General features: G+C 60.0%; 21 protein-coding genes. All 21 read left to right on the top strand.

From position 1 onward, the window contains the following. The first annotated feature begins 124 nt into the window (after positions 1–124). The 21 genes from DWY05_RS03095 to DWY05_RS02995 all read left to right on the top strand — a co-directional run bounded on the left by DWY05_RS03095 (position 125) and on the right by DWY05_RS02995 (position 22702). A complete protein-coding gene (locus tag DWY05_RS03095; RefSeq protein ID WP_006234269.1) occupies positions 125–559 on the top strand; it encodes a division/cell wall cluster transcriptional repressor MraZ in 435 nt (144 codons plus the stop codon). A gap of 20 nt (positions 560–579) precedes the next feature. After that, positions 580–1545 (top strand): 16S rRNA (cytosine(1402)-N(4))-methyltransferase RsmH, encoded by a 966-nt coding sequence (gene rsmH / locus DWY05_RS03090; RefSeq protein ID WP_117820391.1) that lies wholly within the window; start codon positions 580–582, stop codon positions 1543–1545. A gap of 90 nt (positions 1546–1635) precedes the next feature. Continuing rightward, positions 1636–2106 carry a hypothetical protein gene (locus DWY05_RS03085; protein ID WP_022094483.1) on the top strand — a complete coding sequence of 157 codons (471 nt, stop codon included), beginning with the start codon at positions 1636–1638 and terminating at the stop codon, positions 2104–2106. Positions 2107–2366: 260 nt separating this feature from the next. Then, positions 2367–3989, top strand: a complete 1623-nt coding sequence (locus tag DWY05_RS03080; protein ID WP_055251727.1) for a penicillin-binding protein 2 — start codon at positions 2367–2369, stop codon at positions 3987–3989. Between the two features lie 127 nt (positions 3990–4116). Further along, the gene (murF, locus tag DWY05_RS03075; protein WP_117820390.1) at positions 4117–5541 is read left to right on the top strand and encodes a UDP-N-acetylmuramoyl-tripeptide--D-alanyl-D-alanine ligase; all 1425 of its coding nucleotides are present in this window, start codon (positions 4117–4119) and stop codon (positions 5539–5541) included. A gap of 3 nt (positions 5542–5544) precedes the next feature. Continuing rightward, complete coding sequence (gene mraY, locus DWY05_RS03070; protein WP_117820389.1) at positions 5545–6564, top strand: phospho-N-acetylmuramoyl-pentapeptide-transferase; 1020 nt, start codon at positions 5545–5547, stop codon at positions 6562–6564. 9 nt (positions 6565–6573) lie between these two features. Beyond that, entirely contained in the window at positions 6574–7980 is a 1407-nt protein-coding gene (gene murD, locus DWY05_RS03065; RefSeq protein WP_117820388.1) for a UDP-N-acetylmuramoyl-L-alanine--D-glutamate ligase, read from the top strand. A 36-nt stretch (positions 7981–8016) separates the two neighbouring features. Continuing rightward, positions 8017–9510 carry a putative lipid II flippase FtsW gene (gene ftsW / locus DWY05_RS03060; RefSeq protein WP_117820387.1) on the top strand — a complete coding sequence of 498 codons (1494 nt, stop codon included), beginning with the start codon at positions 8017–8019 and terminating at the stop codon, positions 9508–9510. After that, a complete protein-coding gene (murG, locus tag DWY05_RS03055) occupies positions 9500–10615 on the top strand; it encodes an undecaprenyldiphospho-muramoylpentapeptide beta-N-acetylglucosaminyltransferase (protein ID WP_117820386.1) in 1116 nt (371 codons plus the stop codon). The genes ftsW and murG overlap by 11 nt, the downstream gene beginning before the upstream one ends. Positions 10616–10712: 97 nt before the next feature. Next, the gene (gene murC, locus DWY05_RS03050; protein ID WP_099431529.1) at positions 10713–12131 is read left to right on the top strand and encodes a UDP-N-acetylmuramate--L-alanine ligase; all 1419 of its coding nucleotides are present in this window, start codon (positions 10713–10715) and stop codon (positions 12129–12131) included. Between the two features lie 5 nt (positions 12132–12136). Then, positions 12137–13048, top strand: a complete 912-nt coding sequence (gene murB, locus DWY05_RS03045) for a UDP-N-acetylmuramate dehydrogenase (RefSeq protein WP_006234257.1) — start codon at positions 12137–12139, stop codon at positions 13046–13048. A gap of 424 nt (positions 13049–13472) precedes the next feature. Continuing rightward, positions 13473–14261, top strand: coding sequence for a cell division protein FtsQ/DivIB (locus DWY05_RS03040; RefSeq protein ID WP_233503963.1), 789 nt, complete (start codon positions 13473–13475; stop codon positions 14259–14261). Between the two features lie 199 nt (positions 14262–14460). Then, entirely contained in the window at positions 14461–15615 is a 1155-nt protein-coding gene (gene ftsZ, locus DWY05_RS03035) for a cell division protein FtsZ (RefSeq protein WP_117820384.1), read from the top strand. Positions 15616–15825: 210 nt separating this feature from the next. Continuing rightward, complete coding sequence (locus tag DWY05_RS03030; RefSeq protein WP_117820383.1) at positions 15826–16626, top strand: polyphenol oxidase family protein; 801 nt, start codon at positions 15826–15828, stop codon at positions 16624–16626. Further along, positions 16623–17459: a phosphate ABC transporter substrate-binding protein gene (locus DWY05_RS03025; RefSeq protein ID WP_117820382.1), complete on the top strand. Its 837-nt coding sequence runs from the start codon at positions 16623–16625 to the stop codon at positions 17457–17459. Before DWY05_RS03030 ends, DWY05_RS03025 begins: the two co-directional genes overlap by 4 nt. Position 17460: 1 nt before the next feature. Continuing rightward, the gene (gene pstC / locus DWY05_RS03020) at positions 17461–18387 is read left to right on the top strand and encodes a phosphate ABC transporter permease subunit PstC (protein ID WP_117820381.1); all 927 of its coding nucleotides are present in this window, start codon (positions 17461–17463) and stop codon (positions 18385–18387) included. A 3-nt stretch (positions 18388–18390) separates the two neighbouring features. Continuing rightward, the gene (gene pstA / locus DWY05_RS03015; protein WP_117820380.1) at positions 18391–19296 is read left to right on the top strand and encodes a phosphate ABC transporter permease PstA; all 906 of its coding nucleotides are present in this window, start codon (positions 18391–18393) and stop codon (positions 19294–19296) included. 12 nt (positions 19297–19308) lie between these two features. Next, complete coding sequence (gene pstB, locus DWY05_RS03010; protein WP_089571588.1) at positions 19309–20112, top strand: phosphate ABC transporter ATP-binding protein PstB; 804 nt, start codon at positions 19309–19311, stop codon at positions 20110–20112. A gap of 92 nt (positions 20113–20204) precedes the next feature. Beyond that, a complete protein-coding gene (locus tag DWY05_RS03005; protein WP_117800724.1) occupies positions 20205–21062 on the top strand; it encodes a PhoU domain-containing protein in 858 nt (285 codons plus the stop codon). Between the two features lie 119 nt (positions 21063–21181). After that, the gene (locus DWY05_RS03000) at positions 21182–21919 is read left to right on the top strand and encodes a YggS family pyridoxal phosphate-dependent enzyme (protein WP_089571590.1); all 738 of its coding nucleotides are present in this window, start codon (positions 21182–21184) and stop codon (positions 21917–21919) included. A 60-nt stretch (positions 21920–21979) separates the two neighbouring features. After that, positions 21980–22702 (top strand): cell division protein SepF, encoded by a 723-nt coding sequence (locus DWY05_RS02995; RefSeq protein ID WP_117820379.1) that lies wholly within the window; start codon positions 21980–21982, stop codon positions 22700–22702. Positions 22703–22708: the final 6 nt, after the last annotated feature.

The following is a 22708-nucleotide window of genomic DNA, read 5'->3' as shown; positions in this document are numbered from 1 at the left end:
GGGTGGGGGAAGGGGTGGGGAAAGGTGTTGAAAAATGGGGCGGTTCCCCATATTATTAATGACGTCGACAGGCGGGGTGGTTCCCCGCGTACGTGCCATCTGAGTAACCGAGGGGAGGGCGCACATGGGAATGACTGGTGCATACGAGCGCAATCTCGATGCAAAAGGTCGTCTGTCCCTGCCTGCACCCCTTCGCGAGGAGCTTGGAGAGCACGTTCGCGTGTTCAAAGCCCTGGATGTCGATGCTCTGTACGTGTTCTCTGCCGAGGCCTTCGATAAGTGGGTCGAAGGACTCTTCGCGGGTCGTGAGGGCCACGAGGGTTTTAACCCGCGTGACATTAACGACCAGAAGCTCATGAGGGCGATCAACAAGCGCACCACGTCGATGGACGTGGACAGCGCCGGTCGTATCGGTCTTTCAGAGTCTCTCCGCAAACAGGCGAACCTCGACCGCGAGGTCACGGTTGTGGGCAACTACGACCACCTTGAGGTTTGGGATCGCGCCGCGGCCGATGAGGACGATGACGATGAGGCCCTGCTGGACCTCTTCTTCTCGTAAGGGCAAGGCACGGGTAACGGATGGAGCGTGGGATCTTGACACAAGAATATCGGCATGAACCTGTCATGCTCGGCGAAGTGCTTGAGTCGCTGCGGCTAAAGAGCGGCTCCGTTGTCTGCGATTGCACCCTTGGCGGTGCCGGCCATTCGGTAAAGATGGCCGCGCAGGTGGGGGAGACGGGCCTTTTGCTCGGCGTCGATCAGGACGACATGGCCCTCGAGGCCGCTGGCGCTCGTCTGGACCGCGAGGTTCCCGGCGTTCCGCACCAGCTGCTGAAGGGCAACTTCGGCGACTTGGACGAGCTGCTTTGCTCGGCCGAGGTGCCCGGGGTCGATGGCTTCCTGTTCGATTTGGGCGTTTCGTCACCGCAACTCGATATCCCTGGCAGGGGCTTTTCGTATAACGAGGACGCCCCATTGGACATGCGGATGGATCCGGGTAATAACACCTTAAACGCAGCTGAGGTCATCAACACCTATAACGAACACGACCTCGCCCGGATTCTACGCGTCTACGGCGAAGAGAAGTTCGCCTCGCAGATCGCGCGCGAGATCGTGCGCCGCCGCGAGCAAGAACCGATCGAAACCACCGGCCAATTTGTCGAGATCATCAAGGCGGGTATCCCGGCTGCCGCTCGTCGGCATGGCGGACATCCGGCCAAGAAAAGTTTCCAGGCCATTCGCATCGAGGTCAATCACGAGCTCGATGTGCTCGAACGAGGGCTTGATGCCGCCACCAGGTGGCTCAACCCGGGCGGACGTATCTGCGTCATCTCGTATCACTCGCTCGAGGACCGTATCGTAAAGAATCACTTTAAGGAGATGAGCCAGGGGTGCACGTGTCCGCCGGAGATTCCGGTGTGCGTGTGCGGCAACGTGCCGATACTCAAGGTCATCACTCGCAAACCCTTGGTTGCCCAGTCTGATGAGGTTGAGCGCAACCCTCGGGCGAGATCAGCCAAAATCCGCGTGGCGCAGCGTCTGTAGGCGCGACCGCGCGATATTGGACCTCCCGCTCGCACCATAAACGAAGCTTAAACACACTACCAACGTACTCGGGATGGGAGGCGGCATATCATGGGCTACAACACTTCAAGCGCAGCACTCGCCTATGATATGAACGCCATGCCCGCCTATCGTGAGACGCCGCAGGCCCCCGTTGCTCCCCGTGAGCAGCGCACGCCGCGCTTTGATGTCTACACGGGCGCGGGCCGTCAGGCAAACCAGGCGGTAAGCCCGGTTTTCATGAGCGTTCTTAAAACGTTTTGCATCATTGCGGCTATCTTCATGACGATCGGCGTCGCCCGCGTGGCGCTCGCCGGCGTTACGGCCCAGGTGCTCAACAGCAACGCCGAGCTTACCAACACGCTCGAAAAGGCGACCGATGAGAGCTCCGACCTGGAGGTCATGCATTCGGTCTATGGCGCCGACACGCGCATTCGCGACCTTGCGGGCGCTTATGGCATGGTGGAGCCCAGCGAGAGCGTTACACTTGACTTTTCGCAGGATGCAGCCGCGGGCGCCAACGCGACCGCGACCGCTCAGTAGCAAGACGGTAGCTGAGTATGACAAATGACTATCGCCGCGGTTCCGATGGGGGCCGCGGTTCTGGACGTCCCTCGTTGCGGGGACGTTCTGGTTATCAAGGAACGGGTCGGCAATCTTACAACGCCGGGCAGTCCCGTGGCAACGACCCGGCGTCGCGACTTCGCGGCTCGGGCGGCCCTCAAGTGCATAACACCAGGTCGCGCAAGAGTTCGTCGACCGAATGGCTCACAGGCACGCCTCTGCCTCGCCGCAAAGCCGTCATGGGCTTCATTGGGCTTGGCTTGGGCTTGGGCGTCTTTCGCCTTGCCGACTATCAAATTGTCGAAGCCGATAAACTGCGCGAGCGTGCCGATGCGCGCCGCCTGCTTGCACAGACCCTCTATGCCAAACGTGGCACCATCTACGACCGCAACGGTAACGTGCTGGCGTCGTCGGTCGAATGTCGCAACATCGCCGTGAACCCCCAGCTTGTCGAGGATGTTGACAAGACGGTGTCGGCGCTGGTCAAGGCAACTGGAATCGATAAAAAGACCTGCCGCAAGCTCGTTGAGTCCGATGGAACCTGGGTGTATATCAAGCGCCAGGTGGACGAAGACGACGCTGCGGCGCTGGAGAAGAAGAACCTGCCCGGCGTGCTTTTTGAGCAGGCCATGAAGCGCGTATATCCATACGGCAATCTGGCATCGCAGGTGCTGGGTGTAGTGAATGTAGACAACGACGGCTTGACGGGTCTCGAAAAGCAATACAACAAGCTTCTGACCGGCACGAACGGCTCTCTCGTACGCGAGCGCGCGAGGGACGGCAGCTATATCGCGGGCGGTGCCTATAAAAAGGTGGCTGCGGTCGACGGCGTTGATATCGTGACGACGCTCGACGTCAATATCCAGCGTGCGGCCGAGGATGCCCTGGCAGAGGCTGTCGAGAAGACAAAGGCCAAGAACGGCTCGGCGCTGGTCACCGATCCTACGACAGGCGAGATCTTGGCAGCCTGCTCGTACCCGACCTACGACCAGACCGATCTGGAGAACGCCAAGACCGAGGATATGAACCTGCGCCTGGTCACCGACGCCTACGAGCCCGGCTCGGTCTTTAAGACGCTCGTGGCGGGCGCCGGCTTCGACTTGGGCGTCGTGCGATCGAGTACGTCGTTTGAAGTGCCGGCGAGCATCAAGGTGGGCGACGATACCGTCACCGATGCCGACAAGCGCGACTATGCCATGACCATGGATGTACGCGAGATGATGCGCCGTTCGTCCAACGTGGGTTTTGTCCTGGTGGGGCGCAAGATCGGTGCCGACGACTTTGCCGCCTATGTGGACAAGTGGGGCATCGGTCACAGCTCGGGTGTCGATTTTCCGGGCGAGAGCCTGGGCATCGTCAAGGAGCGTGACCAGTATGACGGCGCCACGCTGGGCTCGATGAGCTTTGGACAGGCGTTGTCCGTCTCGCCGATTGAGATCGCACGTGCCGTGGGCGGCATCGCCAACGGCGGCGTGATGATGACCCCGCACTTCTATAAGTCCAGCAAAGGCGACGAGAAGGACTGGGGCGAAGGCGAGCGCGCGATTTCGGAGGACGCCGCATCCCAGGTGACATCGTGCATGCAGACGGTCGTGTCGGAGGGAACGGGCGTTGGCGGCGCGGTTGACGGCTATGACGTGGCAGGTAAGACCGGTACGGCCGAACGTGCCGACGAGAACGGCGGCTACCTCAAGGAGAACTACATGTCGTCCTTTATGGGTTTTGCACCGGCACAATCGCCCAAGGTGCTGTGCTATATCACGCTCGACGGAACGCCGAGCGGCTCAGATGCCGCTGCGGTTCCGTTCCAGTCCATTATGGCCAACGCGCTCGACGTGCTGGGTATCCCGCACACGAAGTAGGGGGTTACAATCTTTGGGGCGTGGTTTGTTGTCCCATATGAGGGGTGTTCACATGCCCTGCACCACGCATGCGCGGCGCTGGGATACAATACGCCGATAGCATTATTAGGTTTACAGGGGAGCTGCAATGATAGAGATCGCCGTCAACAACCTCGCGGCCGCAACAGGGGCCCGAACCGTGACGGGAGAAGCCGATCGGGTATGCCGCGGGTGCGTTATCGACTCGCGCCAGGTCGAGGAAGGGACGATTTTCGTCGCCTTTCCCGGTGAAAACGTCGACGGCAATGATTTTGCTTCCCGTGCCGTCCAGTCGGGTGCCGGCGCCGTCGTGATGACGCGTGAGCCCGAGGCCGAGCTGGTCTCGCTGGCACAGGACAAGGGCTGTGCCATCTTGCTGACCGATGATCCCGAGGAGTTTCTGCTGCGTTTGGCGCACGCGTATCGCCTTGAGCTTGGCTGCCTGGTCGTTGGCATTACCGGTTCCATCGGCAAGACGACGACCAAGGACGTGCTCGCCGCTGTGCTCGCCAAGCGCTATCGCGTTTGGGCCACCAAGGGCAATTTCAATAACCTGATCGGCATGCCGCTCACGGTGCTTTCCGCTCCGGCCGATACCGAGGTTCTGGTGCTCGAGATGGGCATGAACCATTTCCACGAGATTGAGCGCCTGTCCCAGTCCGCCAATCCCAACCTTGCCATCGTGAGCAAGATCGGTACCTCTCATATCGGCATTTTGGGCAGCCGCGAGAACATCGCCCGCGCTAAGGCCGAGATTGTCCAGGGTATGTGCGCCGCCGGCGACTATTTGCCGCTGCTGGTTTTGGGCGGCGAGGACGACTTTACGCCATTCATTCGCGATACGTTCGCCCGGCCTGCTGGTATCGACGTGATGCTGGCCGGCGTCTCGGACGATGATGAGGTTCGTGCCCGCGACGTTCGCGTTGATGACGAGGGCCGTCCGGTCTTTACGCTCGATTTTGGCCAGGGCGAGACGATCGATACCATGCTTGCCATCCCCGGCGTGCAGTCCGTTCCTAATGCCGTTAAGGCCGCCGCGGTTGCCTATCGCCTGGGCGTGACGCCCGAGCAGATCGATGCTGCCTTTAGGGGCCTCACGATCACCGGTCACCGCCAGGAGATCAAGCGCGCCAAGAGCGGTGCCCGCGTCATCGACGATTCCTATAACGCCAGTGCCGAATCTATGGCTGCTGGCCTCGATCTGCTGTGCTCGCTTTCGTGTACGGGGTCTCGCATGGCGATCCTGGGCGAGATGGGCGAGATGGGCGATGAGGCTCCTCGCATGCATGAGCTCGTGGGCGCCTATGCCGCCGCCAAGAAGCTCGACATGCTGGCGTGCGTGGGTGGTGAGCTGGCCCAGCTTATGGCCGATGCCGCACGCATGATGGGCATGGACGAGGACCGCATCCAGGTGTTCTCCGATTATCAGCAGGTGCTCGACCGCATGGGCGGTGCGCTTGAAAAACATGATGTTGTACTGGTCAAGGGTTCCCGCTTTGTTGAGCTCGACCGCTTTGTGGAAGGTGTGTGCTAGCCCATGTTCGGCAATCCCTCGTATCCAACGTATCAGGCTTTTTTGGGGCTTGGCATCGCCGCAGCCATTGCGCTGCTGCTCATGCCGTGGTGGATCAAGCTGCTCAAGGTCGAGGGTATCGGCCAGCAGGTTCGTGCCGACGGCCCCAAGCGTCATTTGGTTAAGCAGGGAACGCCCACCATGGGTGGCGTTGTCATCCTCGTCGCGATCTCGCTGACCTGCCTGCTGATGGGCAAGCTCACCACCGAGCTCGTACTCGTGCTGCTCGCCACGCTGGCGACCGGCGTGCTGGGCCTGATCGATGACCTGACCTCCGTTACGCATGGGCGCTCGCTCGGTCTGACGCCCCATGCCAAGATGATCGGCCTAACCATTATCTGTGTCACCTTTACGGTACTTGCCGTCAACTGGTGCGGCGTCGCCCCCGAGATTCGTTTTCCCGGTGGGTTGACGATCGACCTTGGCGTGCTTTCGACTACCATCTGCGGCTATTCGTTCCCGTGGCTCTATATTGTCTTTTGCTGGCTGATGATTGCCGGTCTTTCTAATGCCGTGAACCTGACCGATGGCCTTGACGGTCTTGCTGGCGGCACCTCCATGATCGCCATGCTCGCCATGGCTGCCATGGCGTTTTTGCATGGAGACGTGAACCTGTCCATCTTCTGCACCGCGTGTGCCGGTGCCTGCTTGGGCTTTCTGTGGTTCAACTGCTATCCGGCGAGCATCTTTATGGGCGATACCGGCTCGCTTGCCCTGGGCGCCGCGTTTGCCTGCACGTCCATCATGACCAACACCGAGGTCGTCTCCCTCATCATCGGCGGCCTATTTATCGGTGAGACCCTGTCGGTCATGATTCAGGTTGTCTACTTCCACTTTACGCACAAGCGCGTCTTCCTTATGGCGCCCATCCATCATCATTTCGAAAAGAAGGGCTGGGCCGAGACCAAGGTCGTCATCCGTTTTTGGATTATCGCTGCTGCCTTTGGTGCCGTTGGCCTTGCTCTGTTCTTCCAGTTGGGATAGTGGTCTTTCATGCCTCTTGCTGATGTCTTTAGCCTGCTCGTTTTGGGTCAGGGCAAATCCGGTCTCGATGTCGCCCGCTGGGCGCTGGCACATCCCGAGCGCGTAAGCGCCGTTACCGTGTATGGCGGCGGCACCTCTGAGCCCAATGATGCCACGCGTGCGCTCGAGGCTGCTGGTGCGTCGTTTGTCTATGGGACCGAACAGGTCGAGGGCGCCTATGACGTATGCGTGACATGCCCGGGCATCTCGGAGTTCTCGGGCTTCTTTAAGGCCGGGCTCGAGCATGCCGCTCAGATTATGGGTGAGCCCGAGTTTGCCTATCGCCTGTCGCCCGATAACTGGATTGCCATCACGGGCACCAACGGCAAGACAACCACCACGTCGCTGACCGATTATCTGCTCAAGGTTGCCGGCGAGGCCAGCGTAGCTGTCGGCAACATCGGCGAGCCGCCGGTCAACGAGATTGACGGCCGAGCCCACAACGAGTGGTTTGCGGCTGAGCTCTCGAGCTATCAGATTGCTACGACCACCGAGCTCCACCCTCGCGTGGCGGTGCTGCTCAACATCACTCCCGACCACTTGGGCTGGCATAAGAGCCATAAGAACTATGCGCTTGCCAAGATCAAACTGTTTGACAATATGGTCGATGACGATCTGGTGGTCGTCGACGTCGAAGACGCCGGCATCCACGAGTTCGATGAGTACATCTACACGCCGGGTCGTCGCATCTGCAAGGTTGCCTTTGACGAGCCAGAGGGTGAGGATGTCGCCTTTGTGCGCGATGGCAAGATGATCGTGCGCCTGAAGGGCGTCGAGACCCCGCTCATCGCTACATCCGAGCTCAAGATCTCGGGCCATCACAATGTTATCAATGCTCTGTGCGCTGCCACGGCTGCGCTGGCCGTCGGTGCCGATCCCGAGGGCATTTGCCGCGGTCTGGCCTCGTTCCAGCCGCTCGAGCACCGCGTGGAGCCGTGCGGCGAGATTGACGGAGTGCGCTACGTCAACGATTCCAAGGCGACCAACACCGACGCGGTCGAGAAGGCACTGACGGCGTTTCCCGATGACGACGTGATTTTGCTGCTCGGCGGCCACGATAAGGGCACGCCGCTCACGGACTTCGCGCGCGTTGTTATGGATAACGTACGCTCGGTCGTCTGCTTTGGCGATGCGCGCGAACGCTTCACCGCCGCTATGGACGAGGCCGATGTCGATGGCGATGTGGATATCGCCCAGGCGGATGACCTACGCGATGCCGTGGACGTTGCCCGTTCGCTGTCGAGCCGTGGCGACGTGATCTTACTTTCTCCTGCCTGCTCTTCGTTCGATGAGTTCTCGGGCTATGAGGAGCGCGGCCGCGTGTTTAAGGACTATGTGGCCCAGCTTGCCGCTGCAGCGAAATCGCAAATGGAATAGGGGTTGCCGGTGAGAGAGGAGAGCCCCCGACAAGGTATGAGGAGGCCCGACTCGGACCGTGCTTCCTCGCGGCGTAGCACACCGCGTTCCGGACGCGGCGGGCAGTCGTTTAGCGAACGCTATATTGCCGGCGTTCCCGCCCGTATCATGCGCCCCCGTCTGATATTCATGGCCTGTCTGTTTATCTTGGTGTGTTTTGGCCTGCTGATGGTGTACTCGGCGTCTTCGGTCGAGGCGCTGCACGAGAATGGCTCAGCGACGTTTTTTCTGGGTAGACAGGTCGCGTTTGCCGTGGTCGGTGTTCTGGCGCTGATTGCCATCGTGCGCATTTTGCCGGACAGCTGGTTTGGGGAGGATGTGCTCAGGATCTTCCTATTCGTCATGATGTTCTTGCTTCTGCTGGTGTTCTTGGTGGGCAGCGGCAGCCGTGGCGCCACGCGCTGGCTCAACATCGCCGGCATTCAGTTCCAGCCTTCCGAGTTTTTAAAGCCATTTGCCATTGCGTATTCGGCCATCATGCTTGATCGCTTCTTTTCGCCCGGTGGCAACATCAACGAATTCCTTCGCAAGATGGGCATCTACCTGGGCATTTCGCTCTTTCTGATCTTTATCCAGCCCGATTTCGGTACCGTCCTGATCATCCTGTTGACTCTCATGTGCATGGCGTTATTTGCGGGCCTCGACCCCAAATTAATCATCGGCGTGATAATCTTCGGCATTCTCGTGATCGTGATTGCGCTTGTTGCAGAGCCGTACCGTATGGTGCGTATCCAGGTTGCCTTGAACCCTTGGGCCGACGAGTATGGTGACGGCTATCAGGCCACGCTTGCCATCATGGCCTTTGCCTCGGGCGGTCTGTTCGGCCGTGGCATCGGCAACTCAACCATGAAGTACTCGTATCTGCCCGAGGCGCACAATGACTACATCCTGGCCATCATTGGCGAGGAAGTCGGTTTTGTCGGAACCGTGCTGTTCTTCTTGGTGTTTGCGATGCTGATCTACTCGGCGTTTCGCATTGCCGAGCAGGCGACCGATCGTCGGGGCGCGCTCATGGCGTCTGGCTCCGCGGTCATTCTCGCGGTGCAGTTTTTGATCAATGCGTTGGGCATCCTCAACGTGTTTCCCATGACGGGCAAACCGTTGCCGTTTATTAGCTACGGCGGTTCGTCGATTATTGTGTCGCTCATGCTCGCCGGTCTGATCCTGCGCGTTTCGTATGAGAGCGCCCGTCGCGATGAGTACGACCGTCGCCGCGAGAGCTTTGCCGTTATGGATGAGAGTACCGCCGGCGTGCCCCACGTGCGCGGCGAGCGATCTTCGCGTAACGGCTTTACCGTTCTGGATGGCTCTGCGACCGAGCCGGCAGCCCGTCCGCGTCAGCGAACGGCGCCGCAAGGTCGTTCGCAGCGCCCAACCCCTCGCAATGCGGGCGGCGGATATAATCGAATCGATTTGAACTCGGACCCGTCGGCGCGTTTGCGCACCGACGACCAGGGACCGCGTGTACGAAGGGACTACCATGACCGATAAGATGACCGTTGCTATTGCAGCCGGCGGTACGGCAGGGCATATCAACCCCGCGCTCGCCTTGGCCGAAGAGCTGCGTGACCGTGGCCACCACGTTGTGTTCGTGGGCCAGTCGCGCAAGCTCGAGGGTCGTCTGGTCCCCGAGGCTGGGTTTGATTTTGTGCCCATTACGGTTACGGGCTTCGACCGCTCCCGTCCTTGGACGGCGCTGACCTCGCTGTGGCGTGTCAACAAGGCCAAGCGTGCGCTCGCCAGTCATTTCTCAAAGGTCGGCAAGCCCGATGCCGCCATCGGTTTTGGTGCCTATGTCGAGGTTCCGCTGCTGGGGTGGTGCAAGGGCGCGGGCGTTCCGTATCTGCTGCATGAGCAGAACTCTGTTCCGGGCCTGGCCAACAAGATGATGAACTCCCACGCCGCCCGCGTGTGCATCTCGGTGCCGGCAGCGCGCGCGGTCTTTGAGCGCGAAGGTGACCCTGACCACGTACTCATGACCGGCAACCCCGTACGTCGCTCGGTGATCGAGGGCGATCGCGCTCGCGGCCGCAAGGCACTTGGCGTTCCCGAGGACGCTACGCTGCTGCTCGTCTTTGGCGGTTCACTTGGCGCTCAGCACCTCAACGAGCGCGTGGCTTCGCTCAAAAACGAGCTGCTTTCGCGCAAGAGCCTCTATGTGTTGCATTCGACGGGTGCCGACGGCTTTGAGGAGACCGAGCGCGCTTTGGCGCTGACGCCCGAGGAGGCGAAGCGTTATCGCGTCCAGCCTTACATCGACAACATGGGCGATATGCTGGCTGCTGCCGATTTGGTGCTCTCGCGTTCGGGCGCATCGAGCGTGGCCGAGATCGCTGCGCTCGCCGTGCCCTCGGTGCTCGTGCCGTATCCGCATGCGACGGCCGACCACCAAACCACCAATGCCCGTTATCTGGTCGACGCCGGGGCCGGTGTGCTCTGCGCCGATGCCGATATCGATGGTTCTGCCTTTGCCGATGAGCTGCTGCACTTGGTCGATGACGCGGCGGCGCGCGACGCCATGCGTCAGGCGGCACGTGGTCTGGCTCAGGATAGGGCCGCCGCTCTTCTGGCGGATGCGGTAGAGGGTTTGCGTTAGTTAGACGGGATATCGTCGGTCGCCCTCGCGCTGATGCGGTAGGTGCGGTACAGTTAACGGGTTACAGGCAGTGTTTACGCAAGGAGTACACGAGCACATGGCTGATTCCCAGACTGCAACCTCCGCGCCCGAGTTCAAGAGCGCCCACTTTATCGGTATCGGCGGCGCCGGCATGAGCGGCATCGCCCTCGTTCTGCACGAGCGCGGTTATGCCGTTACCGGCTCCGACCTTAAGACGTCACGTTATATCCGCCAGCTTACCCGCGCTGGCGTGAAGGTGCATGTGGGCCATGAGGCCGCCACGATCGACGAGGTCAAGCCCGACGTGGTTGTTGTCTCCACCGCTATTCCGGAGTCCAACCCTGAACTCGTGCGCGCTCGCGAGCTTGGTATTCCCGTGTGGCCCCGTGCCAAGATGCTCTCTGCTTTAGGCCACGGCTACACCACCGTCGCTGTTGCTGGCACGCATGGCAAGACCACCACGTCTTCGATGTGCGCCACCATGCTCGACCGCATGGGTCTGGATCCGAGCTTCTTGATCGGTGGTATCGTCGAGGGCTATGACACGAATGGCAAGAACGGCTCGGGCGACTACTTTGTCGCCGAGGCCGACGAGTCCGACAGCTCCTTCCTGTTCCTGAACCCCAACGTGGTCATTGTGACCAACGTCGAGGCCGACCACCTCGATCACTACTCGGGTATCGAGGAGATCGAGGCAACTTTCGCCAAATTCATGAGCCTGGTGGGCGAGGACGGCACCGTCATCGTCTGCGGTGAGGATCCGCATCTGGTCGAGCTCGCCAAGTCGACGGGCCGTCACGTGCTTTCCTACGGCTTTGCCGAGAGCAACGACATCGTCTGCGTGCACCCGGATGTCAAGGGCATCCAGAGTGACTTTATCGTTCGCTTTGAGGACGGCACTGAGCACGCTGTGGAGATCAAGAGCAATCCCGGTCGCCACAACATGCTCAACGCCACGGCGGTGCTCACCGTCGCCCATGTCCTGGGCCTTGACATCGACGCCGCCGCCAAGGCGCTCTCGAGCTTTGAGGGCGTCCGCCGTCGCTTTACCCACGTGGGCGATATCGATGGCATCACCGTGGTCGATGATTACGGCCATCATCCCACCGAGATCAAGGCGACGCTTGCTGCCGCTTCGTCGCTGGGCTACAAGCACGTCGACGTCGTGTTCCAGCCGCACCGCTATTCGCGCCTGCAGGCCCTGTGCGACGACTTTGCCGATGCATTTGCCAATGCCGATAAACTGCTGCTGATCGATGTGTTCTCGGCTGGCGAGATGCCCATTCCGGGTGTCACCTCTAAGATGCTCGCCGATACCGTGCGCGCCAAGCATCCTGGCAAGGAGGTCGTGTACTGCTCCAGCCGTCTTGAGCTCAATCAGGAGCTCGAGCAGATGGTGGGCGAGGGCGACCTGCTGCTCACCATGGGTGCCGGAGATGTTACGACCGTCGGTCCCGAGTTCATTGAGTATCTGACTGCCAAGAAAGACGCTTAAGTCTAATGGGTCTGTTTAACGCCGTCATGGCGCTCTCGGGCATGATCGACACGGATGTGATCGAGGACGAGCGCCTTGCGCGTCATACGAGCTATCGTATCGGCGGCAAGGCCGACCTCTTTGTGACGTGCCATAGCTATCATGCCCTCCGCCGCGCCGTGGCGGTGCTCGATCGCGAGCAGGTGCCGTGGGTCATCATTGGCAAGGGCTCCAATCTGCTGGTTGCCGATGGCGGTTATCGCGGTGCCGTCATTTCGCTCGGACGTGAGTTTCAGCGCACGGTTGTTGCCGATGACGGTTGTACGCTGACGGTCGGTGCGGGCGTGATGTTTGCGCGCCTGGTCAACGATGCCCTGTCGCGTAGCCTCTCGGGCCTTGAGTTTGCCGTTGGCATCCCTGGTTCGGTCGGCGGCGCGATATCTATGAATGCCGGCACACGGACCGAGTGGATTGGCTCGCTGGTTGAGGATGTCGTAACGTTTGACCCGGCATCCGGCATCAAGCATTATGCGGGGTCCGAGATCACTTGGGGCTACCGCGAATGTAGCCTTCCCCGCAATGAGATTATCCTCGAGTGTGTGCTCAAGCTTAAACCGGCGCCCAAGGCCGACATTCGCGAGCGCATGGAACGGTACCTGACGAGGCGCAAGCGTACGCAGCCCATGGGTCGCGCATCCTGCGGGTCGGTCTTTCGTAACCCGCCCGATGCGAGTGTGGGCAAGCTTATCGAGGATTGTGGATTAAAGGGTTTTTCAATTGGCGGCGCGGAAGTTTCGCCCGTTCACGCTAATTTTATCGTTAATAACGGAACTGCCTCGGCCGATGACGTTGCCGCGGTTATCAGACATGTGCACGGAAAGGTGAGGGAGGCGTATGGCATCGAGCTCAGACCGGAAGTTAAATTCCTCGGCTTCTAGAGCATCGAAACCCACCTTCCGCCGCGCCGGAGGGCGTTCCGGCGCGCCTGCCAAACCTCAACGCAATACCGTCGCGCACTCTAAGTCTGTCGGGCATGCTCGACAGGCCAGTCGTCCGGTCGTCGGCTCGCAGCTCGGTAATCGTCCGGCCGCAAAAAAGTCCTCGCGTCCCTCGGTGACGTCAAAGCCTGTTATGGGCGTCAAGCCTGCCTGTCCCATGGCAACTCCTAAGCCCTCGACGGGAACTAAAGCGCCGCGTCCAGGTCGTACGCTGGGCGCATCGAAACCGCGCTCGCTGACATCGGTGCCGGCTACCGCTAAGAAGCCTTCGAGTAAAAAAGGCGTCAACCCGTTGTCTTCACTTGGGGCAATGGTAAATAAAACATCAGATGCCGCTTCTGTCGTTACAGGCAAAGGCAAAATCGTGGGCGGCGTTCTGGCCGTCTTGGCTGTGCTCGTCGTCGTTGCCATCGTGGTGATTAACTCTGGATTGTTTACCGCCACTGATATTCAGATTCAAGGCAGCGAGCATGTGACGAAGCACGATGCTATCCAGCTGATCGATTTGCCCGAGGGAACGTCGCTTTTTAACGTCGATCCCGACCAGATTACCGAGGACCTCAAGCAGAACCCGTGGGTCTCGGGCGTGGATGTCCAGCGTCAGTTCCCGCATACGCTCATCATTACGCCGATGGAGCGCAAGGTCATCGCAATTGCCTATATCAGCTCCGATGACCTTGCCTGGGCCATCGGGGATGATGACACCTGGATCGCCCCACTGTCGACGTCGGTCGAAGTGGACGACCAGGGCAACGTCATCACGACAGGGCAGGGTTCAAATACCTTGACCGGAATCGATGCCGCGCTGGCGCTCGCTAAGCATTATGGCGCGGTGTTGTTGACTGATGTCTCGGCGGATGTCGCTCCGGTTTCCGGCCAGGCAGTGAGCTCCAAGGCCGTTAAGGCCGGCTTGGATTATGTGCGTGGTTTTTCGAGCGAGTTCTTGGGACAAGTCAAGGACATTTCCACGCCTTCGGTCGAAGCCATCTCGGCAAACCTCAATAACGGCATTGAGGTGTCGCTGGGCGATTCGGACGATATCGTCAAGAAGGAACGTGTAGTCACCAAGTTGCTTTCGCAGGTAGAGGGCGTAACGTATATCAATGTGCGCTCTCCGGGCAACTACACATTTAGGAATGCTCCGACCTCGTAGCGCTGGTTGATGCTTTGTTGAGGGGCCATACCACGCCGTTTATCTGGTTTGTTTGGTTTTCACGGTCAATTATTTGACTGATACGTTCATAATGTGCAAACATAATACGGTTTACCTTTGCATTTACTTTCAACCTGAAGGTTAATGTGCGCAGGGGTCGACCCATGCTATGGCTATAACCTTTGTTCGGAGGACCGACATGCACGAGACAGAGATCAACAACTACCTTGCCGTCATTAAGGTGGTCGGCGTCGGCGGCGGCGGTACCAACGCGGTCAATCGAATGATCGAAGAGGGCATCCGCGGCGTCGAGTTTGTTGCCATCAACACCGATGCTCAGGCACTCGCGATCTCTGATGCCGATATCAAGGTGCACATCGGCACCGACCTTACCCGCGGCCTGGGTGCCGGCGCCAACCCCGAGGTTGGCCGTAAGGCTGCCGATGAGTCCCGCGACGACATTGCCGAGGCGCTCGCTGGCGCCGACATGGTGTTCATCACCTGCGGCGAGGGCGGTGGCACCGGTACCGGCGCCGCTCCCATCGTTGCCGATATCGCGATGAACGAGGTCGGTGCGCTGACCGTCGCCGTCGTGACCAAGCCCTTCACCTTTGAGGGCCGCAAGCGCAAGAAGAGCGCCGAGGAGGGCATCAAGACCCTCTCCGATTGCGTCGACACCATGATCGTCATCCCTAACGATAAGCTGCTCGACATCGCCGAGAAGAAGACCACCATGCTCGAGGCCTTCGCGATTGCCGATGGCGTCCTTTCCCAGGGCACCCAGGGCATCACCGACCTCATCACCGTCCCCGGTATCATCAACCTGGACTTCGCCGATGTTAAGACCATCATGAAGCAGGCCGGTACCGCCATGATGGGTATCGGTACCTCTTCTGGGGACACCCGTGCCGTCGATGCTGCCCAGCAGGCCATCTCCAGCCCGCTGCTCGAGAGCTCCATCGATGGCGCCACGCGCGTGCTGCTCTCCATCGCCGGTTCCAAGGACCTGGGCATCCAGGAGATCAGCGACGCCGCCGACGTTGTCGCCAACGCCGTCGACCCCGAGGCCAACATCATCTTCGGTACCGTTGTCGATGAGTCCCTGGGCGATCAGGTGCGTATCACCGTCATCGCTACGGGCTTCTCCGACTCCAACGTCAACCGTCAGGACGAGCTCTTTGCTGCTCAGCAGTCTCAGAGCAAGGCTGCTGCCTCCGCCGAGCCGCAGCGCACCACTCCTGCCGCCAGCCCGGCTCAGGCCGCTCCGACCCGCAACGTCGGTGGTACCGAGCTGCCCAACTTTGGCAACGACCAGTTCGAGCTTCCCGGCTTCCTGAAGCGCGGTAGCTTCTAGTTCGTTTTTCTCAACGACCTGCACGGGGTGTGTCCATTTGGATGCACCCCGTTTTGTTTCTCGTTTGTAAACGAAAGCCTCCAATCTCCTTACGTTCCCTTTACGTTTGGTCCCTACCGCTGCGGGTATCCTTTTAAGGAAGTATGACAGCCGTATAAACGCGGACTGCGCGGCAACGCCGCGGTACTTGTGTTATTAGGAGGCTTTAGTATGGCAGCACGTGCGGACAACGTTTCGCGTGTCGACCATGATGGAGTTACGTTGGTGGAGGGCGCGACATCCGATGTTCGCTTTGCCTTCACCGAGCGCGCCGGTGGTGTTTCCGAAGATGCGTACTCCTCACTCAACTTGGGCTCGCATGTTGGCGATGATCCCTTTGCTGTTCAAGAAAATCGTCGCCGCGCACTCGAGGCTATGGGTGCCGCCGAGTGCGAGCACAACCTGCTCGTTCCCAATCAGGTCCATGGTGACCATATCGTTGCGGTTACCTCGAACGGCGCCGATGACCTTGAGGACGTCCGTGAGCAGATTGCCGAGGGCTGCGATGCCATCGTCTGTACGGCGCATAACGTGCCCGTGCTTCTCTGCTTTGCCGACTGCGTTCCCGTGGTGCTGGTGGCCCCTGGCGGATTTGCCGTGGTGCACTCCGGTTGGAAGGGCACGATTGCACGTATTTCTGCCAAGGCGTGCCAGGCGCTTTGCGATGCTGCCGGCTGCGATGCGAGCGACGTTTCCGCCTATATCGGCCCCCATATCTTGGGTGACGAATATGAGGTATCCCAGGAACTCATGGATCGCTTTGCCGCCGAGTTCTCGTGCGTCGATGCGAGCACCTCTCGCATGCTCGATCTTTCCGCTGCCATTTGCGAGGCGCTGGTAGATGTCGGTGTCGACGCGGATAATATCGTGGATACCCAGCTTTCGACTGTGCGTCAGAACGACCGCTTTTATTCCTACCGTAACGAGGACGGCACCTGTGGGCGCCATGCTGCGATCGGCGTGATGCTATGAGAAAGATCGTATCGGTCCTGAGCGCCGCTGTGCTTACGCTTACGCTGTGTGCCTGTTCTTCGGGATCTTCTACCTCTTCCATTACCGTGGCCGGCTCCACGACCTGCCTTCCTATCGCCGAAATTGCGGCAGAGGGCTTTAAGGAAGAGACCGGCATCGACGTGCTCGTTTCCGGTTTGGGCTCTTCCGCTGGCATCGAAGCCGTCAGCGCTGGCACGGCCGATATCGCCAGCTCCTCCCGTGGACTCAATGCCGACGAACAGGATCTGGGCCTGACTCCCATCGTCATTGCCCACGACGGTATCGCGGTCATCGTGAACGAAGACAACCCCGTCGATAACCTCTCGACCGAGCAGCTCCGCGATATCTATGCCGGCAAGATCACCAACTGGAAAGAAGTCGGTGGCGAGGACCTGAGGATTCAGGTTATCAACCGAGATGAGGCGTCTGGCACGCGTGAAGCCTTCCGTACCATCGTGATGGACGGCACCCCGTTCGATCGCCGCTCCGCCGTTCTTTCGGGCACGGGCCAGGTGCGCGACGTGGTATCTCGTTCGCGCGGGGCTATCGGCTACATTTCGCTGGGCTTCGTCGATAGCCTCAACGCCAAGACCTCGGTCAAGGCCGTCTCGATCAATCATGTTGAGGCATCCGAGAAGACGGTCGCGAGTGGCGGCTATCCCATCTCGCGCGACCTTTACTTCTTTGTGAAGGGTGCGCCTTCGCAGCAGGCGCAGGATTACATCGACTACGTGACGTCCGAAAAGATGGACAAGCAGATTCGCGAGGCGGGCTTTATTCCCGTCACCAACGACGAGAAGGGGAGTGAGTAGCATGGAAGCACAGGAAAACTCCCAGACTGAGCAGAATGCTCAGGCGCCCAAGAAGCGCGAGCTGGCGCTTGTATCGCGCAGTACCTATATCAAGGAGAAGGCGCTGCAGTGGATCTTCTTTGCCTGCGCGTTCTTGGCGGTCGTTACCGTCATCCTGATTTTTGTCTTTACCACGTACTCGGCGCTGCCCGTCTTTACTGACATCGGTCTGGCGGACTTCTTTAGCTTTACGTGGGCGCCCTCTGAGGGCCACTACGGCATCATGTCGCTGCTTGCCGGCTCGGGTCTGGTGACCGTCGGTGCGCTCGCCATGGGCGTGCCGCTAGGTGTGGGTACGGCCGTATACCTGGTCGAGATCGCCGGCAAGCGTGTGCGCAAGCTCATCAGCCCTGCCGTCGACCTGCTGGCCGGCATCCCTTCTATCATCTACGGCTTTTTCGGCATGATCATCATCCGCCCGTTTATCGCACAACTGACCGGTGGTCTTGGTTTTGGTGCGCTGACGGCGTGGTTCGTGCTTGCCATCATGATCGTTCCTACCATCACCACGCTCACCATCGATGCTCTCAATTCCATTCCCATGGGCATTCGCGAGGCATCGTATGCCATGGGTGCCACCAAGTGGCAGACCATCTATAAGGTCGTGTTACCTGCCGCCAAGCTGGGTATCGTGGATGCCATCGTGCTGGGTATGGGCCGTGCCATCGGCGAGACCATGGCCGTGCTCATGGTCGTGGGTAACGCCCCGGTTATTCCCGACAGCATTGCGAGCCCCATCTCGACGCTCACGAGCCAGATTGCGCTCGACATGAGCTATTCCTCGGGTCTGCACCGCTCGGCGCTGTTCGGCATGGGCGTGGTCCTGTTTATCATCTCCGCTACGCTGGTGGGCATCGTCCGTCTGATTTCCAAGAAGAAGAGGGGGTAGGCTATGTCCGATTCCGTTGACATGACGGTCGATACGACCTCGTCGCGCGAGCGCATCAAGCGTGCCCTTTCCCACGGCACGAAGGGCCGCATCAACAAGGACCTGTCCAACAAGATCATGCTCGGCGTGTTTCGTGCCGCTGCCTACATCACCACGCTGGTGCTGGTCGCTATCATCGCCTACGTGGTCATTAACGGCCTGCCACATATCTCGCTTGACTTTATCTTCGGTTGGCCCCAGGGCGTCAACGCCGAGGGCGGAATTTGGCCCACGATCGTCTCAACCGTCTACGTGACGGCGCTCGCCATGCTTATCTGCACGCCGATCGCTGTGCTGGCAGCCGTCTATCTGGCCGAGTACGCCAAGCAGGGCAAGGTCGTCGAGCTCATCCGCTACGCTGCTGACGCTTTGGCCTCGGTGCCCTCCATCGTTATGGGCCTGTTTGGCTACGCCTTGTTTGTCGAGGCCATGGGCCTGGGCCTTTCGATGGTCTCTGCCGCTCTGGCACTCGCGCTCTTGATGCTTCCCATCGTCATGCGCACCACCGAAGAGGCCATTCGCGCCGTTCCGCGCTATATCCGGTGGGGTGCGTACGGCCTGGGCGCCACCAAGTGGCAGGTCGTCTCCAAGATCGTGCTTCCTTCTGCCTTTGGCCGTATTGCCACGGGTATCGTCCTCGCCATCGGCCGTGCCATTGGCGAGACCGCGGTGGTGCTCTACACCATGGGCCAGGCCATCAATCTACCTATTTCGCCGCTCGATTCCGGCCGCCCCATGACGGTTCACCTGTACCTGCTTGCCAACGACGGCATCAACATGAACGCAGCCTATGGCACCGCGCTCTTGCTGATGGTGATCATTCTGGCCTTCAACCTGTTTGCGCGCTTCCTGTCGCGCAAGCGTCGCTAGTTAAGGAGTCCCATGTCCGTTTATCAGTCCGCTCCCACGCTGGAGCAAGCGGCCATTACGGCCAAGGATTTCAACTTTTGGTACGGTGACTTTCATGCGCTGACGGGGCTTGACCTCAACATCGCCAAAAACGCCATCACCTCCTTCATTGGCCCTTCGGGCTGCGGCAAGTCGACGTTTTTGCGCTGCATCAACCGCATGAATGACCTGATCGAGGGCACGCGCGTCGAGGGCACCATGACGCTCGACGGCAACGATATCTATGCCGAGGGCGTCGACCCGGTCGACCTCCGTCGTCGCGTGGGCATGATCTTTCAGCAGCCCAACCCGTTTCCCAAATCCATCTACGAGAATGTCGCCTTTGGCCCTCGTCTGCAGGGCGTGACTAGCAAAAGCGACCTCGATGACATCGTGGAAGAATCGCTCAAGCGCGCCAACCTCTGGAAAGAGGTATCCAATCAGCTCAACAAGGATGGTTTGGCGCTCTCGGGCGGTCAGCAGCAGCGTCTGTGCATCGCGCGCGTGCTTGCGGTGCAACCCGATGTCCTTCTGATGGACGAGCCCTGCTCCGCCATCGACCCCACGTCCGTCTCTAAGGTCGAGGATCTGATGGCCGAGCTGGCGCCCGAGATGACGATCATCATCGTCACGCATTCAATGCAGCAGGCAGCTCGTATCAGCGACTACACCGCATTCTTCTTGCAGGAAGTTGCCGGCGAGCCCGCCACGCTCATCGAGTATGGTCAAACCGACGCGATCTTCACCAGCCCGGTGGACTCGCGGACGGAAGACTATATCACCGGCCGCTTTGGCTGATCGGTGCGACTAGTCCCAAGCCGATCGGACCTGGTCCGGTGCGTATTCACTGTGCGGGCGGCATGACCGCACCCAACTGATTGGAGTGAACCATGCGCAAACTGTTTTCCCGTCAGCTCGTCGAAGCCCGTCACGAGATGCTGAGCATCTATGAGGCCGTCGATCTGGCCCTCCACGATGCCGTGAAGGCCTATGTGACCGACGACCGCAAGCTCGCCACCAAGACCAAGAAGCGCACGCTTTCGATTGACGCACGCTGCGCCAACCTGGAGGCCGTCTGCTACAACCTGATTGCCACGCAGTCACCGGTCGCCTCCGACTTCCGCCTGCTTCAGACGATCATCTACGTCGACTTTAACCTGCAACGCATGACCGATAAGGTCCGTCAGATCTGCCGTGCCACGCGTCATATGATCAAGGCTGACATCTCGCTGCCCAAGGAGCTTGTCGGCACGGTCGAGGCCGAGGCTGAGGCCGTCTACCAGGTGCTGGGCTCTTCGCTTTCCGCGCTCGTCACCAATGACATGTCCATCATCTGCAACCTGGCTGTCGAGGACGAGCCAGTGCACGCCGCCTACGAGAAGTTCTTCCGCACCTTTAACCGCATGGATACGGGCGACTTTATGGACGACGACAGCAACTATGACGACCTGCGCCGCGCAATCATGGTTTCGCGCTACCTCGATCGCATCGCTTCGATTTCCATCGATGCCGCTTGCCGTCTGACCTTCCTGTTGACTGGTCAGCGTATGAACGCCGGCGATATCGCCCGTGTGGACGAGGATGAGCTCGAGAGCATGCGCGTGCCTTCGGGCGAGGGCGTTATCATGAGGCCCGCCGTCGACGCGCGCTACGTTGCCAAGGTGCCCGCCAACGAGGTCAGCGAGGGTCTTCGCTACCTGCTCGATCATCTTGAGGACGAGGACGATGGCGAGGACGACGAGGAGTAAGTAACCCCGTTCGTCGAAAGATTGTAAATACCTAAGTGAGCGCGGCCTTGCACATGCGGGGCCGCGCTCTTGCGTTAGCATGGGACTACTTGTTTGGCTGTCAGCGGAGGCGATTAGCAATGGATAACTATTTGGACTTGATGCGCGCTCGCCGCGAGCAGATTCTGGAACGTTTTTATGCGGCGCTCGATCGCGCGGGCCGCCCCCACGACGCCGCGCGCCTCATTGCCGTGTCTAAGACCGTTGGTGTCGATGAGACCGTTGCCGCCATCCAGGCGGGGTATCGCCATTTTGCCGAGAACCGCCCGCAGGAGCTGGTTCGCAAGCTCACGGGTCTGGCGGAGCATCCGGAGCTGCCCGAGGTGCGCTTCGATATGATCGGCAACCTGCAGACCAATAAGATCAATGCGGTGCTGGGCTCAGCCGAGCTGATTCACTCGGTGGGTTCGCTGCATCTGGCGCAGGCGATCTCGAGCCGTGCTGTCCGCAAGATTGAGGCAGGCGAGCTCGCCGGTCCCCAGCGTGTGCTCATCGAGGTCAATGTGAGTGGTGAGGAGTCGAAGGGAGGCTTTTCGCCCGATGAGATTCGCGCCGCCGCGGGTGAGCTTGCGGAACTTGAGGGAATTTGCGTACAGGGGCTTATGACTATGGCGCCCCGGGGGAATAAGGATGTGGCACGCCGCACCTTTGCGGGGCTTCGTGAGCTGAGGGATGAGCTGGAGGCGGCGCATCCTGATTTGAACCTGCCTGAGCTTTCCTGCGGCATGAGCGAGGACTTTGAGCCTGCCCTTGAGGAGGGCTCTACGCTCGTTCGCCTGGGCAGGGTAGTATTTAGCCCGGAGTTTGCAGTAAAATAAGGCTCTGAAGTGCGCACTGATTATCGGGGCGCCTGCACTAAACCGCGAGAGGACACAACCATGGGCTTCCTTGACGAGATTAAAAATAAGATGCACCTGGGCGGCCAGCAGGGTTACGACCAGGGTTATGGCCAGGACGACGACTACGGCTACGATGACGGCTATGACGATGGTTATCAGGGCAACGGCTACAGCGGTGCTTCGGGCGAGGGCTTCTACACCCAAGACGAGCCGAGCAACGGCCTGCTTGGTCAGACGCGCCGTGGTGAAGCTGAGTCGGTTGCCGTGTATACGCGCTCCGGTCAGCTGGTCGGCGATGACTCCCGCCATGCCACGACGTATAACCCGCCTTCGCGCTCGCAGGACAGCGTTGCGAGCGGTTATCGTCCTGGTGCCTATGACACGCCGTCGAGCTACGCCGAGAACACCCGCGCCCGTGCCGCCGCTGCGCCCGCGCCTGCACAGAGCGATGCCTCGGCCTATGCGAGCAACATCATCAACGCCACGCCGCAGCTGCCGGCCTATGTCCTGCGCCCCGAGAGCTATGACGACGTGGAGACCGTAGTGCGCCGCGTTCGCACCAAGCAGCCTGTCGCACTGATTTTTGTGGGCGTACGCACCGAAGTTGCTAAGCGCGTCTTGGACTTCTCTTACGGCTTTGCCTGCGGTCTGGGTGCCACGGTCAAGGAGGTGGGCGACCGCGTGTTCATGGTGCTGCCCGCCGGCTGCGAGGTCAAAGATTCCGATCTCAAGAAGCTTCGTGCCGACGGCTACCTTAAGTAAAGACAA

This window comes from Collinsella sp. AF23-4AC, assembly GCF_003462685.1.
Lineage (GTDB): Bacteria > Actinomycetota > Coriobacteriia > Coriobacteriales > Coriobacteriaceae > Collinsella.
This window is presented reverse-complemented; position numbering and strand designations above follow the sequence as displayed.

Bases quoted from the DNA above. Each gene is read 5' to 3' on its own strand.
- DWY05_RS03095 (WP_006234269.1), top strand. From the start codon at position 125: ATGGGAATGACTGGTGCATACGAGCGCAATCTCGATGCAAAAGGTCGT.
- rsmH (WP_117820391.1), top strand. From the start codon at position 580: ATGGAGCGTGGGATCTTGACACAAGAATATCGGCATGAACCTGTCATG.
- DWY05_RS03085 (WP_022094483.1), top strand. From the start codon at position 1,636: ATGGGCTACAACACTTCAAGCGCAGCACTCGCCTATGATATGAACGCC.
- DWY05_RS03080 (WP_055251727.1), top strand. From the start codon at position 2,367: ATGGGCTTCATTGGGCTTGGCTTGGGCTTGGGCGTCTTTCGCCTTGCC.
- murF (WP_117820390.1), top strand. From the start codon at position 4,117: ATGATAGAGATCGCCGTCAACAACCTCGCGGCCGCAACAGGGGCCCGA.
- mraY (WP_117820389.1), top strand. From the start codon at position 5,545: ATGTTCGGCAATCCCTCGTATCCAACGTATCAGGCTTTTTTGGGGCTT.
- murD (WP_117820388.1), top strand. From the start codon at position 6,574: ATGCCTCTTGCTGATGTCTTTAGCCTGCTCGTTTTGGGTCAGGGCAAA.
- ftsW (WP_117820387.1), top strand. From the start codon at position 8,017: ATGAGGAGGCCCGACTCGGACCGTGCTTCCTCGCGGCGTAGCACACCG.
- murG (WP_117820386.1), top strand. From the start codon at position 9,500: ATGACCGATAAGATGACCGTTGCTATTGCAGCCGGCGGTACGGCAGGG.
- murC (WP_099431529.1), top strand. From the start codon at position 10,713: ATGGCTGATTCCCAGACTGCAACCTCCGCGCCCGAGTTCAAGAGCGCC.
- murB (WP_006234257.1), top strand. From the start codon at position 12,137: ATGGGTCTGTTTAACGCCGTCATGGCGCTCTCGGGCATGATCGACACG.
- ftsZ (WP_117820384.1), top strand. From the start codon at position 14,461: ATGCACGAGACAGAGATCAACAACTACCTTGCCGTCATTAAGGTGGTC.
- DWY05_RS03030 (WP_117820383.1), top strand. From the start codon at position 15,826: ATGGCAGCACGTGCGGACAACGTTTCGCGTGTCGACCATGATGGAGTT.
- DWY05_RS03025 (WP_117820382.1), top strand. From the start codon at position 16,623: ATGAGAAAGATCGTATCGGTCCTGAGCGCCGCTGTGCTTACGCTTACG.
- pstC (WP_117820381.1), top strand. From the start codon at position 17,461: ATGGAAGCACAGGAAAACTCCCAGACTGAGCAGAATGCTCAGGCGCCC.
- pstA (WP_117820380.1), top strand. From the start codon at position 18,391: ATGTCCGATTCCGTTGACATGACGGTCGATACGACCTCGTCGCGCGAG.
- pstB (WP_089571588.1), top strand. From the start codon at position 19,309: ATGTCCGTTTATCAGTCCGCTCCCACGCTGGAGCAAGCGGCCATTACG.
- DWY05_RS03005 (WP_117800724.1), top strand. From the start codon at position 20,205: ATGCGCAAACTGTTTTCCCGTCAGCTCGTCGAAGCCCGTCACGAGATG.
- DWY05_RS03000 (WP_089571590.1), top strand. From the start codon at position 21,182: ATGGATAACTATTTGGACTTGATGCGCGCTCGCCGCGAGCAGATTCTG.
- DWY05_RS02995 (WP_117820379.1), top strand. From the start codon at position 21,980: ATGGGCTTCCTTGACGAGATTAAAAATAAGATGCACCTGGGCGGCCAG.